The 14278-nt window shown below is 47.1% G+C and carries 13 protein-coding genes; all 13 read right to left on the bottom strand.

The window, feature by feature from the left end:
- Positions 1–106: 106 nt before the first annotated feature.
- On the bottom strand, positions 107–526 hold the full coding sequence (locus BLHYD_RS08110) for a hypothetical protein (protein WP_005945578.1): 420 nt from the start codon (positions 524–526) through the stop codon (positions 107–109).
- 132 nt (positions 527–658) lie between these two features.
- On the bottom strand, positions 659–1771 hold the full coding sequence (locus tag BLHYD_RS08105) for a D-alanyl-D-alanine carboxypeptidase family protein (protein ID WP_005945577.1): 1113 nt from the start codon (positions 1769–1771) through the stop codon (positions 659–661).
- Positions 1772–2920: an FtsW/RodA/SpoVE family cell cycle protein gene (locus BLHYD_RS08100; RefSeq protein WP_005945576.1), complete on the bottom strand. Its 1149-nt coding sequence runs from the start codon at positions 2918–2920 to the stop codon at positions 1772–1774.
- A gap of 6 nt (positions 2921–2926) precedes the next feature.
- Complete coding sequence (locus BLHYD_RS08095; RefSeq protein WP_005945575.1) at positions 2927–3172, bottom strand: cell division topological specificity factor MinE; 246 nt, start codon at positions 3170–3172, stop codon at positions 2927–2929.
- Between the two features lie 12 nt (positions 3173–3184).
- Positions 3185–3964: a septum site-determining protein MinD gene (gene minD, locus BLHYD_RS08090; RefSeq protein WP_021845803.1), complete on the bottom strand. Its 780-nt coding sequence runs from the start codon at positions 3962–3964 to the stop codon at positions 3185–3187.
- 61 nt (positions 3965–4025) lie between these two features.
- Positions 4026–6926, bottom strand: a complete 2901-nt coding sequence (locus tag BLHYD_RS08085) for a penicillin-binding transpeptidase domain-containing protein (protein ID WP_005945573.1) — start codon at positions 6924–6926, stop codon at positions 4026–4028.
- A complete protein-coding gene (mreD, locus tag BLHYD_RS08080) occupies positions 6911–7441 on the bottom strand; it encodes a rod shape-determining protein MreD (RefSeq protein ID WP_005945572.1) in 531 nt (176 codons plus the stop codon). The genes BLHYD_RS08085 and mreD overlap by 16 nt, the downstream gene beginning before the upstream one ends.
- Entirely contained in the window at positions 7431–8306 is an 876-nt protein-coding gene (gene mreC, locus BLHYD_RS08075; protein ID WP_005945571.1) for a rod shape-determining protein MreC, read from the bottom strand. Before mreC ends, mreD begins: the two co-directional genes overlap by 11 nt.
- 28 nt (positions 8307–8334) lie before the next feature.
- A complete protein-coding gene (locus tag BLHYD_RS08070; protein ID WP_040350275.1) occupies positions 8335–9348 on the bottom strand; it encodes a rod shape-determining protein in 1014 nt (337 codons plus the stop codon).
- 61 nt (positions 9349–9409) lie between these two features.
- Positions 9410–10096, bottom strand: coding sequence for a RadC family protein (radC, locus tag BLHYD_RS08065; protein WP_005945569.1), 687 nt, complete (start codon positions 10094–10096; stop codon positions 9410–9412).
- Between the two features lie 97 nt (positions 10097–10193).
- A complete protein-coding gene (locus tag BLHYD_RS08060) occupies positions 10194–11789 on the bottom strand; it encodes an NAD(P)/FAD-dependent oxidoreductase (protein ID WP_260784509.1) in 1596 nt (531 codons plus the stop codon).
- A 6-nt stretch (positions 11790–11795) separates the two neighbouring features.
- A complete protein-coding gene (locus BLHYD_RS08055; RefSeq protein ID WP_040350274.1) occupies positions 11796–12977 on the bottom strand; it encodes a BaiN/RdsA family NAD(P)/FAD-dependent oxidoreductase in 1182 nt (393 codons plus the stop codon).
- Between the two features lie 12 nt (positions 12978–12989).
- Entirely contained in the window at positions 12990–14258 is a 1269-nt protein-coding gene (locus BLHYD_RS08050) for a methionine gamma-lyase family protein (RefSeq protein ID WP_005945564.1), read from the bottom strand.
- Positions 14259–14278 lie beyond the last annotated feature (20 nt).

The raw sequence follows: 14278 nt of genomic DNA, 5'->3' as shown, positions 1-14278 counted from the left end.
TTCTGATAAACTTCTCTATGGAAATGTTTATGTAGATTTATTCTCACTGTGTCCATACAAAGTGATACACTTACATCGGTATCAAAGATTCCCTTTGCTACACTGCCTAGAGTGCCACGCTCACATTCTCAGTATAGGACTGTGGAAGCTCTTCTTTGTCCAGGGAAACACTGATTACAAACTTAACGGAAAATTGTTTGCCGATCTCATCTAGCTGTTCCAACGTGGATGCGATATCCAATCCTTCTAATCTGGCGATCTTCAGAAAACTGTCCAAATAGATCTGCTCTAGATCGTGATCCTGGGAAAGAATTCCGCAAATAAATCCAACAAATTCATCACTGTTCTTCACAGGGTAGCTGGTCACATCGATGAGACGTACCTTATTGTTCAGCTCATACATGTGCTTCGTGCTTTTGTCTAGATAGACAATATTTCCGCTTACTTCTTTCACCGCACTATTCACTTTGTCTAACAATACTTTTGTCTTACCTTTGCCTTTTTTTCCTACAATTAGTTCAACCATGCTGTTTTCCTCCTTAGACACGTATAATATGAATTTTTACTAAAAACCATATTTAATATGTTTCAATTATAGTGTATTTCAACAAAGAATTCAATCCTTATTTAAAAAAAGAGTAACAAATTTTCCCCTTTCTCATCCATTTATCTGGGAAAGCAAGGTATTCATCTGCTGATACAAAATTTCTTTGGTGGAGGCATTCATGACAATACAAACATATGGCTGTCCATACGCGTTTTGCACAAGCAAAGCCAGACAGTTTCCAGCATCAGAAGTAGTCCCAGTCTTTCCGCCAAGGACAGTCACATCCTTAGGAGGCGTCGTCTCACCGGTCAGATAGTGATCGGTGGATTCCAAGGTGATGCTCGCCTCGCTGCCGTCTGCATGTTCAAAATTCGCCGTATAGGAGGACAACTGGGCAATCTCCAGATACTCACTGTAGTTCATAGCTTCATTAAGCATCAGATAGATATCATAGACTGTGGTATAATGATTCTCCGTGTGCAGCCCATGGGGATTCTCGAAATGTGTTCCTGTCATTCCCAGTTTTGCCGCGTAATCGTTCATCATAGCCACAAACTTCTCCTGACTGCCACCCACATAACGGGCAATCGCGCTGGCCGCATCATTTCCCGAATATACCAAAAGGCAGCGTACCAACTGGTCCAATGTCACCTGATCTCCCACCATGAAGCCACAGACTTGGGAGCCAGACTCTAAGTCTAGATCTTCCTGCTGAATCGTCACAGTGCTGTCTAATTTACCGCTTTGAAATGCCAACATGGCTGTCATCAGCTTCGTGATGCTGGCAGGATAAACTTTTTCATACAGATCTTTGCTGTAGAGCACCTCACCGCTGGAAAGATCAAACAGCGCACCCTCCTGTCCCTCCCCTAAGTTTGCCGCATCCATGGGAGTGTCACCTTTCTCTGACACACACAGCTTTGATGCAAAGGCTTCTGCTCTCTTCCCCAAATTCGAGGAAACTGCTGAAAATTCACGGGCAGAATCATAACGGACTGGCAGGCTCTTTAAGGTGTCTCCACGGAATTTATACACCAAAAAGACCACCCCTGCTCCTATCAGAAACAGAAGAAGCAGCATCCATATCGTATTCTGAAGCCTTCGTTTTCTCAATTTCTGAATTCGTCTCTGACGTCTGGCTTCCTCCCTGATGTCAGCGGAAGCTCCGGCTGCTGACGACTTTTGGGGAACTGAGGACTTTGCCCTCTCTTTTCTGTCTCTCATCTATAAATATTCCTCTTTCTTGGAAATTTTCTGTAAATCACGGTATTCACTGCTTTGCAGACCTACGTTCAGCACAATGCCCATTCCCAGATAAAGGCTGACCATGGAAGTCAGACCGTAACTGACAAAAGGAAGGGGAGTTCCTGTGTTTGGCATCAGTCCTGTCGCCACGCAGATATTGATAAAGCTCTGCAAAGCGATAATCGTACTGACCCCGCAGCAGATGATCTTTCCGGAGAGGTCCTTCGACCTCAGACTCATCCTCAGACACTCCCAGCAGATAAACAAAAGAAGCAGAATAATCAGCACACAGCCCAAAAAGCCCAACTCCTCTCCTGCCACTGCAAAGATAAAGTCTGTCTGAATCTGTGACACAAAATTCCCTTTATTCGCTGAGGAGACACTGTTGTTGTTCAGTCCCTTTCCGGTCAGCTCCCCGGAGCCTATTGCGATGATGGAGTTTCTCTGCTGTTCTATGTCATCCGAATACTCCTCGTTCTCCGGATACAGCCAGGACATAATACGATCTCTCTGGTAATCCTTGATTAATTTTTGATCCGGCTGAACCACAATGGACAGGAAGATAATCAACAGCGGTACCGCAATCAAGACCGCGCCTCCGATGACCTTGTAGCTGAGTCCTGCCATATAAATCAACACACAAAAGAGGACGATCACCGTGATGGTGTTTTTCAAGTCCGGCTGAATACAGATCAAGACCAAAGGGACCAAAAGCAAGAGCGCAGCTTTCGCGATCGTGCGGACCGTGTTCAGATCTTCCTCATGGTCCATAAAAAATTTTGCAAAAAACAAAATCAGTATGATCTTTGACAGCTCCGTGGGCTGAAACTGAATGAAACCTAAATTCAACCACCGCGTCGCTCCACCTGCTGTGGAACCAAAGATCCGCACTCCCAACAGCATCACTATATTGAAAATATACATGATCCAGTAGAAGTTCAAAATCCAGCTAAAATCCATCAGAGAGACGATCACCATGGCGATCAGCCCCAAAATAACGCCCATTAACTGTTTACTGCGCAAGGATTCCATCGCGCTCCCCACTAACAGAACGCCAATGGTACTGATGGACAGCAGCAGAATAACCAGTCTGAAATTGTAAAATCGCAGCTTATACTGTTTTATCATAAAGTATCACCTAGAATTATTCTTTATCTGAAGGGGGATGCAGATTCGCAGGGTTGGCGGCTGATCTTTGATCTCGAAAGTCACGCCAGTGTCTTTGACTGGAAAATAGCGGGCCGCTGTCTTCTGAAAATCATTCTGCATCATGATAATTGTCTGTGTGGAGCAGTTCATCCGTTCCGAAACCAAAAGCAGTTTCATTCTATCTTTTGCAATCTTACTGGATTTTCTTTTTTCTGTCAGGAACGACCACATACCTGCCCCTCCTTACTTCTTGCGAAATCTGGAAAACAGTCCCTTTTTCGCCTGAATCGACGGAAATGGAATCTCCTCCCCCAGCAATCTTTTGCAGATATTTTTGTATTCTTGCTCTGCCAAAGAACGTTTACCAGATAGGGGATCTCCCTGATTGGTGGAAATGACGATCTGTTCGTCGTCAGGAACTGTTCCGATGAGATTGACCGCCAGAATATCCACCACATCGTCCACGGACATCATATCTCCTCTGCGTATCATGTCCGGTCTGAGGCGGTTAATAATCAAGTGAATATTTCTCAGTTCACTCGCCTCCAACAAACCGATAATCCGATCGGCGTCTCTGATAGCAGAGACTTCTGGCGTCGTCACAACCAGAGCGTGGTCCGCACCGGCTATTGCATTTTTAAAGCCTTGTTCAATACCCGCGGGACAGTCCAGCAGCACATAGTCAAATTCCTCTCTCAAAGCATCGGTGAGTTTTATCATCTGTTCCGGCGAGACTGCGGATTTGTCCTTCGTCTGCGCGGAAGGCAGCAAAAATAGGTTTGGATTTCTCTTATCTTTAATCAATGCCTGCTTCATGCGGCAATTTCCGTTGACTACATCTACCAGATTATAGACAATTCTATTTTCCAGACCCATGACCACGTCCAGATTGCGCAATCCGATATCTGTGTCCACCACCACTACTTTTTTGTCCAGCATGGCAAGGCCCATACCGATGTTGGCGACTGTGGTAGTCTTTCCGACGCCGCCCTTTCCTGAGGTAATTACAATTACTTCGCTCATATCTGTTCCTCCCAATGATAATACGTACATCCCCTGCCTGCGGGTCTTATCTCTTTGTGCTTTAGTCTGTAGAAGAATTACTGGTGTCAGAAGACGCAAATCCAGTGATGATATTTTTTTCATCTGTCAGTTCAAAGATATATTTAAATATATCATTGGCAGCTAGACAAGCATTACCGGAAGAATATCCATGGGGGATACGGATTGCCAAAGCCACCTCAGGGTCGTCCGCCGGAGCATAACCGATAAACAGCCCATGGTTCGGCCGTGTCGGCGACTCCTCGGCTGTCCCCGTCTTGCCCGAGACTTCCATTCCCAGATTGCTAAATTCCCCATGGGTCTGAACCACACGACGCATTCCATTGTGAATATAATCCCAGAGCTTGCTGGGTAAATCCACCTCGCTTTGAATTCCCGGCGTGTAGTCTTTAATCAGCTTTCCCTTTGAATCCGTCGTCTTGTCCAAAAGGGAGAGTTGGAAGCTCGTCCCCTCATTGGCAAGAGTAGTCACATATCTGGCCAACTGGCTGGTGGTGTACAGATGAGTTCCCTGGCCGATGTAAGAAGGAACCGCAAACTCATCAGATACCTGGGGCTCCGACTCTGTGATCTCAATGCCAGTCTTTTTATCCAAATCCATCAGACTGGCGTAGGTCTGAAGAGTCTCAAGACTGGAAGTCTCAGAGAAATCTCCTTCAGAGTTCTCCCCCGCCATAAAGCCAATGGTCGTAAAAAACACGTTACAGGACTGTTCGATGGCTGAGGTCAAATCCAGACCGCCATGTCCACTCTTCTGCCAACAATTAATGGGCGGCTGCACCAAGTCAAAAGAACCGGTACAATTGATTACGGAATAGTCATCGATCAAATCCTCCTCTATTCCGGCAATCGCGGATACCAATTTAAAGGTAGAACCTGGCGCTGTCCTCTGCTGCGTCGCCTTGTTAAAGATCGGAGAAGTCAAATCGGTATTTAACTTCGCAAAGTATTCCTGGTCCATATGATTTGCCAAACGGTTGTTGTCATATCCCGGATATGTCACACAGGCCAATACCTCTCCTGTGTCCACATCTGTCACCACACAAGACGCAGAGCAAGGGTCCAAAGCCAACTGTCCCGGTGTGATCTCCAGACTGCTAATCTTCGAAATCATAAAGTCGTAAGCGGAGGTCGCGCCAGACACCAAAGACTGATACATCTCGTCTCCTTCTTTGGGGAGGACTCCCTGGTCATAGAGAACTGTACACAGTTCTGTGCCTGAGATCGTGTCTTCCTGCAGCATATATTTATACAACAGCTTTCCAAACTCCGTGTCCGTCTTCAGATATTCCGTGATGTATTCGGCCAAGGATAGGTATACTTCCTTAGAGTCCAGATAATCACCCTCTGGGGAAATCTTAGAGATGTCAATCCAGTTCTGTCCTGCCGCATAAGTTAGATAGTCTTGTAGGCTGATGCTGTGCTCCTGTTCCCAGGCCAAATACGTCTCGTCGTTGCGGTCAATGGAATTACTCAGAAGAATTCCCAGCTTTTCTGTCAACAGAGTATCCGCGATATAGGAGACATATTCCTGCATTTGTTCGTCCAAGTCTTTATATGCTTTCGGAGAATCACCGGTAAGCTCCTGAGTTATTTTATCAAATATTTCCTGCTGCTTTTGTTGAAATTTGGCATATAAATTTTTTTCTGTCTCAGAGGCATCTTCCTCCTTAAAATGTTCAATGTCAATGACACTGTTTGCCACAAGCGCATTGTAAACATTATAGATGGGAATGCGAATCTGGCTGGCATCTGAGACAGCGTTTACGTCAAAAGTCTTCCCTGGGTCTATCTTAGACAGTAAAATACCTGCCACCCTCTGTTCCAAAATGTGATAGATATTCTCCTGCCAATCCTTATCAATGGTCAGATACACGTCATTTCCAGCCTTAGGCTCCACTCGGCTATCCTCGTCGATCTGAAGGACCTTTCCCAAGTTATCCACGTAGACAGTCTCCTGCCCGTCTGTGCCTTGCAGCTGTGTCTCCATATACTGCTCCATTCCAGTTTTTCCAATCACAGAGTCAGCCGCGTAGGAGTCATCCTCCTCCCTCAGCTTTTCCAGCTCCTCGCTGGAAGCCTTTCCGGTATAGCCGACAATGGAAGAATAGTAAAGTCCGTTGTCATACGTGCGGATGGAATCCTCCACCACATCCACACCCTGAAGCTCATCTTGATTCTCCATAATGGAAGCGATAGATTCGTTGCTCACCTGTGTGGCGACCGTCACCGGCATATATTTCTGAAAGCTGTTGGTGGACAGCGCATACCTCATCTTCGTCATGTCCATCAGTTCTTCCTGGGTAAAGCGCTCTGGCAGTCCATATTCTTTCAGCTCTTTTTCTGTGTAAGCGTCTTCCCCGGTCAGCACCAGAGAAAACCGCTCCTCTCCCGTGAGATAGTCCATAATCTCTTCCGCCGTGGAGGAAGCCTCTTTCTCAGTCATATCATCAACCAGGGCTTTTCCATAGATATCCGCGCGAAAGCGGTCCAGAGTAACACCTTCGTCCACATCGAAGACATAATCGCCGTTTTCATCCAATATAATATGAAAGGTCACATCCACGGAGTCTCCGTTTTCTTTGAAAATCTGCAAAACTTTGTAGATTGTCCCGTTTAAGGTCAAATTTTTCACACGGTCACTGTCATAGGTTCCGTTGTCCTCCAAAGTGATGGAATAAGCCAGTTCATTGGAAGCCAGAACCTCACCGTTTCTATCGTAAATATTGCCTCTAGTACTTTTCAGAGTTCTAGTCTTCGTAGATCTGAGCTTAAAATCATTTACATAATCTTCACCTTCTATAATCTGAAGATCAAAAAGTTTGTGTACGAGTACACAAGCCATAATCAAAAACACAATGCCGAGCACCGTAGTCCTCGGAATTGACAATTTTTTTAATTTTTTTCTTATTTTATTAACCAAAATGAATCACTGTCCTTCGTTGTGCGCATTCCCATGAAGCGGTAGTTGATCGTATAGAGGAGCTTGTACACCAAAAGTGTCAAGAGCACGGTATATAAAAGCTCCGGTATCATAATCTTTAGAAAATAAGTCCCAAAGCCCAATCGTCCTCTCAACAGAAACTGCAGGCCGTAGACTGCAAAATTATAGAGCAGGTCTCCGATTCCCACAAAGCACATGGGTACCTTCATATCATCGTCGTAGTAGATCTTACATCCAAATCCAGAAAAATAGCCCAGATACATATAGATTAACGCATATAGCCCAAACACCGGTCCATAAAACAAATCTACCAGGATTCCACAGAAAAATCCTGTAAACATTCCCGTTTTCTTTCCCCGGAGTAGTCCCATGGACACACACAGAATCACCAGAAGATTCGCAGAGATGGAGCCGATGGCAAAAGTCTGAAGTACGGTACACTGTAAGAGAAAAGAGAGCAAAATTAAGGCTGCCAAAATCAGTTTATTCTTCATCCTGCGTCTCCTCCTGCCCCTCCTTCAAAGTCGTAATCACCAGAACGTTCTCTAGATGTGCAAAGTCCACCGGGGACACAATGGTTCCTGTCTTCGTCAGGTTGTTAGAATCCATCTCCACATCCCCCACATACCCGATAAACAGTCCTTTTACAAATTTTTCACTGATGTTGGAGGTGACGATTCTCTCCCCTTCTTTGATCTTGTCCTCCTCGTCATAGAGCTGAGAAAAGCGAAGTTTTCCCTCATCAATCAATTCTAGATCTCCTTGCACTACACAGGTGTCAGAGGTACTGACTGTCTGTCCGCTCACATTGCTGCTGTCATCGATAATCGACCGGACCGATGCCCAGTGAGCGCCAACCTCAGTCACGATTCCCACCAGTCCCCGGTCAGCGATCACATTCATATCCTTTTGAATTCCGTCTTTGCTTCCCTTATTGATGACAAAAACATTGTACCAATTTCCAGGGTCCTTAGAAATCACCTGAGCCGCAATCTTAGGATAGTCTGCGTACTCCTGGTCCAACTCATACAGTTCCCGCAAACTTTCTAAATCTGCCTGGTCCAAAATCAGCGCATTGTTCTGTTCTGTCAGATCTGCAATCTGCTGCTGCAGTTTTTCATTTTCATCAATCAAATCCTGTTTCGACTGAAAACTCTTCTTGACCTTGGTCAGTCCCTTGCCGATCTCATTGATACTGTTCTCAAAAGGAACCACGACCATTCCGGCAAAATCCCGCAGAGGAGCCGTAGTGATTCCCGACGCAAAGACAGCCACAATCAGACTGACACAGAGAAATGTCATAATCACAAGCGTATGCTTACTTTTTATTTTTATATGAATTTTAAATTTTTTCTTCATCACAGAATCCTTACTCCACTGTTTCCGACTACAATTTTCTCTGTCTAATCGGCGACGCCCACTGCTGCAGTCCACTGTCCTGTATAATCTTCTCCAGTCCTTGAATCGTGCACTGCTCATAAAGCCCTGAGAGCTTAAAACTATAACCGGTATCATTTCCCAAATAACTCTCAATAAAAGGCAACCGTGTGCTTCCCCCGGTGAGATAAATCCCTTCCTGAGCAATTTGATAGGCAATCTGAGGCGGTGTCCGTTCCAAAAAAGTCTTGATTTCCTTTGCAATTTCATCGACACAGGAAGAGATACCCTCATTGACCACGACGGAAGAAACCGTCTCTTCCCTTGGCAGCCCTGAGACGCTGTCAATCCCAACGACCTTTCTGGCTTCCTTACTCTGAGTGTTCAGCCGTCCCACAGCTGTCTTCAGGCGATGGGCAGTCCTTCTTCCCAGATGTAGATTGTAATTCTTGCGAATCTCACTGATGATCCCCTCATCCATCTTCATACCACCCAGCTGCAAGCTCTTACTTATGATTACTTTGCCGCCTGCGATCACCGACAACTCCGTGCTCTGAGCCCCAATATTGACGATCATGCTCCCCTTGCTCTCTTGGGGGGAAATTCCCATAGCCAAGGCATCTGCAATCGGTGACTCCACCATCAGAACTTTGTTGTTTTGAAGCATACTTCCGTTCGCCACCGTAAAATAAGCTCTCTTCTCGATTGCTGTGGCGTCCACGGGAACGGTAAAATACATCACGGCGCCAAAGGGTGTGTATGGTTCAATCTTCTTTAAAAGACTGTACAAACCCACCTCCATGACGGAGATATTCGCAATTTTGCCATTTTGAATGGGACAGTTGACCTGAATATTTCTAGGTGTCTTCTCATACATTTCGTAGGCGTCATTGCCCACAGCGATGACCTGCCGTCCATTGCGTATCGCCACCATATTTTTTTGCATATATTTTTTGTTTTTTGAAAGCGAGTAAATCTTGACACTGCTGGTGCCAAGATCCACCCCGTACACTCTGCGAAGCATACCTCTTCCCCTTATTTTTATCTTTTCATTTTCCACCAAGATAAATACGTCTGATGCTCTTTCACTCTATCAGTCCCTCACTGCGCATACTGACATAACGCTGGTCCCCGATCACAATGTGATCGAGAAGCCGGATATCCAGTAACTCTCCCACCTGAAAAATCTTCTGGGTCGCTAAAATATCCTCCCTGCTGGGTGTGGGATCACCGCTGGGATGATTGTGGATCAATAGAATATTCACCGCCTTGTTTCTTAGCGCTTCCAAAAATAATTCCCTGGCAGAGATCAAGGATGCATTCACTGTCCCTGTTGTGATTACACGTTCTGCCAGATACTGATTCTTCGTGTTCAACATCACACAAAGCAGGTTTTCTTGCTCTTCATGGCGAAACCGTTCCATATAATATCTGGCTACCGTCTCCGGCCTGGTAAAGACGAGGCTCTCTTTCGCTTGCATAGCTGCAAGACGCACAGACAGCTCTCCGATACATTGAAGCTGAATTCCTTTGACTGCTCCAATCCCTGGAATCTCCATCAGCTCTTTCAAGGAGAGGTGATAGATTCCCAGTAGTCCCTCATAGGGCGGCTGAGCAAGCTTCAGCACCTGCGAAGCCATCTCTAAGCAATTTACACCAGAGGTGCCGCTGCGCAGAATCACCGCCAGTAGTTCCGAATCAGACAGCCCCTTAGGACCAAGCCTCTGGCATTTTTCATAGGGCCGTTCTTCTCTTGGTATTTCTTTCATCATATGCGCTCCTTCCTACTCTCTTCAGGTTTGCGTAGGAAAATCGCACATTACATTCTAGCACAAAAAGAGTGTGATGTACACACTCCCTCTTGGAATTTTAAGATATTTCACATTTTTGGAATCTGCGTGAAATCCCCTCCGCCACCTTCATTCCATCCATAGCAGCCGAGGTAATTCCGCCTGCGTAGCCGGCTCCTTCCCCGCAGGGATAGATTCCAGACACCTGACTCTCACAATTTTCCCCTCTCAGAATTCGCACAGGAGACGAGGTCCTGCTCTCCACCGCGCTCAGCAGGGCATCTTCTCTGGCAAATCCAGGAATTTTTTTGTCGAAGGCATAAATGCCCTCCTCAATGGAGTCCCCAATCTGTCTGGGAAGGATTTCCCGCACATTGGCCAAAGTCCAAGCGCCTTTCATCAAAGGCTTTACCTGGCCAAGACTACTGCCGGCCTGATTTTTACAGTAATCTTTCAAAGTCTGAACTGGAATCTTCCCTCCGCCTGCCTCATAGGCAGCCTTTTCCAGCTTTCTTTGGAAAGCTACTCCGCCTAAAGGTCCATCCTCTGGAAAGTCCTCTGGCTTCACCGTCACAATCAGAGCGCTGTTGGCATTGACTTGGTCTCTGGCCTGATAGCTCATCCCGTTGACAGCCAGATATCCCTGCTCCGATGAGGCGTTTACCACATAGCCTCCGGGACACATACAGAAGCTGTAGACTCCTCTCCCCGTCGAAGCTTGATGAGTCACCTTGTAGCTGGCGGCTCCTAGCTCCGCACTTTCTGCCTCCCCATACAGAGCCTGGTTTATCATTTTTTGAGGATGCTCTATGCGCAGGCCCACCGCAAAAGATTTCGGTTCCATGGGAAGACCGCAGCCATGGAGCATAGAAAACGTATCCCGCGCGCTGTGGCCAATCGCCAGCACGCAGACTTGGGCTTTAAGTTCTTCCTCTCCGTTCAGAATCAGGCTTTGCAGCGTGTTATCCTCCAGCTTCAGTCCAGTAAGCTTAGTACCGAACCGGAAGCTGCCGCCCATGGCTTCAATCTGCTTTCTCAAAGTCTCGACAATGGAAGCCAGGACATCCGTTCCCAGGTGCGGTTTTTGTTCGTAGAGAATTTCTTTTGGCGCTCCCGCTTTCACAAATCTTTTGAGTACTTCTTTATTCCTACCGAGAGGATCCTTCACCAACGTGTTCAGCTTTCCGTCGGAGAAAGTTCCCGCTCCTCCCTCGCCGAACTGTACATTAGACTCCGAATCTAAGATTCCCTCCTTCCAGAATCTCTCCACCGTCCGCCTGCGCTCCCGGACCTGCTCTCCCCGTTCCAAAATCAGCGGACGGTAACCAGCCCGTGCTAGATACCAGCCACAGAAAAGCCCAGCAGGACCACTTCCCACAATCACCGGCCTAGTAATGAGAGGCTCTTCTCCCGATTTTGGAAAATGATAACGGGTTTTATTGATTGACATAATGTTTTTATTGTGAACTTTTTTGAGTATCCTCTTTTCGTTGGAGATTGTCACGTCCAGAGTATACCGATAGACCTTTTCCTGAGGATTCCTGGCGTCCAGGGAGCGCCGCTCAATCTCATAAGTGAATGGTTCCGAGGAAATCCGAAGGAGTTTTCGAATTTTTCTCTCCAACGCCTCCCTGTCATGGGAGACTGGCAGGGATACCTGTGTCATTCGAATCATAGTATCTCATCCTTTCTCTCTCCCGGCGCTGCTGCCCGCAATCGCGCCGGTGCTCCATGCCCATTGCAAGTTGTAGCCACCGCAGGCACCGTCAATGTCCAAAATCTCGCCTGCAAAATACAGGCCCGGGCATAAGGAAGATTCCAGTGTTCTGGGCTGAACCTGCGTCACATCCACTCCTCCGGAGCAGACTTGGGCATTGGTCATCGAGTGCGCTGACTGAACTTGCAGTCTTAGCTCTTTTATACTTTGAGGGAAACCTGTCTTTAGAAGAATCGGTATCAGCTTGTCGGGAAACAAACCGCACAGCAGCTCCTTCTCATTTTTATAAGGACACTGTTCTCTTCTCATTTGCAGGAAGGCTCTCAGATTTCTCTCCTCAAATTCCGGTAAAAAGTCCAGCAGCAATTCTGCCTGCCTTCCATCGTCCAGGGCACGGACCGCATAGCCGCTTAACTGAAAAATCGGAATTCCGGAGACTCCATAGTTGGTCATCTGCACCTCGCCTCTCTCCTGCGCCTTCTTCTCCTTGTCAATCAAAAGAGTGACCTTCGCATCCACGCGGATCCCCGCCCAGGAGGAGAACCATTTTCCCTTGCATCGAAGCGGCACTAAGGCAGGCAAAGGCTTAATCACCTGGTGTCCCAGCATCCTTGCCAATTGGTACCCGCTGTCGTCTGCGCCGTAGATGTTGGAGGCCGGAGAACCGGTACACAAAATCACCCGGTCCGCATGGTAAGTCCAATTCCCTGTCAAAACTCGAAAACTGTCTCCTTCTTTCGCAATCACCTTCACTTCCTCGCAAGTCTTCAGCTTCACTTTCCGGTGTCTAGCCTCCATCATCAGTACATCCAAGACACTAGAAGCCTGCTGGCTGTGGGGGTACAGCCTTCCCTCCTGGTTCATCGTATAGATTCCCAGTTTTGAAAAAAATGCGATTGTCTGTCGGTTATCGTATCTTTCCAGAACCTTTGCCGCAAACTCTCTGTGGCTACCACGATAGGAGTCCCCATAGATCTGCACATTTGTCAGATTACATCTTCCGTTTCCTGTGGCCAGCAACTTTTTTCCAAAGCTCTGGCTGTGCTCCAAAACTGTCACGGCGGCCCCCTCCTTTGCCGCAAAGATCGCTGCCATCAGCCCAGAGGCACCTCCTCCGATAATCATCACCGATTTTCGCTCGGACATACTCATTCCTCCCTATGGAAGTCTCACAAGATTCTCATCCACAAGTTTCTGCAGGGATTTCAAAATTCCCAGTTTTGCGTGTTCCCAGGTCAATCCGCCCTGGAAATAAACCGCATATGGCGGTTTCATCGGACCATCGGCACTCAGCTCTATAGAAGAACCCTGCACAAAAGCTCCCGCCGCCATAATCACCTGACTGTCATAACCCGGCATATCCCAAGGTTCCGGTTCCACATAGCTGTCCACTGGCGCCGCCGCCTGGATTCCCTTACAAAAGGCAACCACCCCTTCAGGACTTCCTAAAGTCACCGCCTGAATGATGTCCTGTCGCGGCTCCGTGCCGTTTGGAATCACCGGAAAACCAAGTTTCTCATAGACATTTGCTGCAAAAATCGCCCCTTTCAAAGCCCCTTTTACAACCATCGGAGCCAGAAAGAACCCCTGGTAAAAAGCTTGGTTCACTCCCAAAGTTGCCCCTACTTCCATTCCAAGTCCCGGGGAAGTCATCCGGTAAGAAGCATTTTCCACTAACTCTTTCTTGCCTACAATATAACCACCGATGGGTGCTAGACCACCGCCAGGGTTTTTAATCAAAGATCCCACCATCAAGTCTGCTCCTACATCTGTAGGTTCTATCACATCCACAAATTCTCCGTAACAGTTGTCTACCATGCAGGGAAGCTCTGGCCGGCATTTCTTCACGAATGCGATGGCCTCACCGATCTGCGCCACGGAAAAGGACGGGCGGGTCTGATACCCTTTGGAGCGCTGAATCGTCACCAGCTTCGTCCTGTCATTGATCGCTTCCTGAATCTTTTCATAATCAAAGCTTCCGTCCTCGTGCAGCTCTACCTGGCGGTAGGTAATCCCATACTCGGCCAGCGATCCTTTAGAAGGCCGGATTCCGATCACTTCCTCCAAGGTGTCATAAGGTTTTCCTGCAATAGACAGTAGTTCGTCACCTGGTCTTAGATTGCCGAACAGTGCAATGGCCAGCGCATGTGTACCGCAGGTAATCTGTGGTCTCACCAAAGCAGCCTGCGCATGAAAAGTGTCTGCGTACACCTGCTCTAAGGTATCTCTTCCCAAATCATTGTAACCATATCCGGTAGAGGTTCCCAGGCACGCCTCGCTCACACGGTTTTTCTGCATTGCGCTCAGCACCTTCAGTTGGTTATACTCTGCGACCTGATCTATTTTTTCAAAACGCTCTTTTAAGCCTTCGATGATTTCCTGTCCAAATTCATAAACCCGGGAACTGATTCCCAGGCTTTCATACATCTTTTCCACTAAAACTTCTT

It is taken from the genome of Blautia hydrogenotrophica DSM 10507 (assembly GCF_034356035.1).
GTDB lineage: Bacteria > Bacillota > Clostridia > Lachnospirales > Lachnospiraceae > Blautia_A > Blautia_A hydrogenotrophica.
Note: the sequence above shows the minus strand (reverse complement) of the source record. Positions and strands in the feature narration are given on the sequence as shown.

What these genes read in the sequence shown, in the direction of transcription:
- BLHYD_RS08105 (WP_005945577.1), bottom strand. Translation starts at nt 1,771, where the DNA reads ATGAGAGACAGAAAAGAGAGGGCAAAGTCCTCAGTTCCCCAAAAGTCG.
- BLHYD_RS08100 (WP_005945576.1), bottom strand. Translation starts at nt 2,920, where the DNA reads ATGATAAAACAGTATAAGCTGCGATTTTACAATTTCAGACTGGTTATT.
- BLHYD_RS08055 (WP_040350274.1), bottom strand. Translation starts at nt 12,977, where the DNA reads ATGTCCGAGCGAAAATCGGTGATGATTATCGGAGGAGGTGCCTCTGGG.
- BLHYD_RS08095 (WP_005945575.1), bottom strand. Translation starts at nt 3,172, where the DNA reads ATGTGGTCGTTCCTGACAGAAAAAAGAAAATCCAGTAAGATTGCAAAA.
- BLHYD_RS08070 (WP_040350275.1), bottom strand. Translation starts at nt 9,348, where the DNA reads ATGCTTCGCAGAGTGTACGGGGTGGATCTTGGCACCAGCAGTGTCAAG.
- BLHYD_RS08060 (WP_260784509.1), bottom strand. Translation starts at nt 11,789, where the DNA reads ATGATTCGAATGACACAGGTATCCCTGCCAGTCTCCCATGACAGGGAG.
- BLHYD_RS08050 (WP_005945564.1), bottom strand. Translation starts at nt 14,258, where the DNA reads ATGTATGAAAGCCTGGGAATCAGTTCCCGGGTTTATGAATTTGGACAG.
- mreC (WP_005945571.1), bottom strand. Translation starts at nt 8,306, where the DNA reads ATGAAGAAAAAATTTAAAATTCATATAAAAATAAAAAGTAAGCATACG.
- mreD (WP_005945572.1), bottom strand. Translation starts at nt 7,441, where the DNA reads ATGAAGAATAAACTGATTTTGGCAGCCTTAATTTTGCTCTCTTTTCTC.
- radC (WP_005945569.1), bottom strand. Translation starts at nt 10,096, where the DNA reads ATGATGAAAGAAATACCAAGAGAAGAACGGCCCTATGAAAAATGCCAG.
- minD (WP_021845803.1), bottom strand. Translation starts at nt 3,964, where the DNA reads ATGAGCGAAGTAATTGTAATTACCTCAGGAAAGGGCGGCGTCGGAAAG.
- BLHYD_RS08110 (WP_005945578.1), bottom strand. Translation starts at nt 526, where the DNA reads ATGGTTGAACTAATTGTAGGAAAAAAAGGCAAAGGTAAGACAAAAGTA.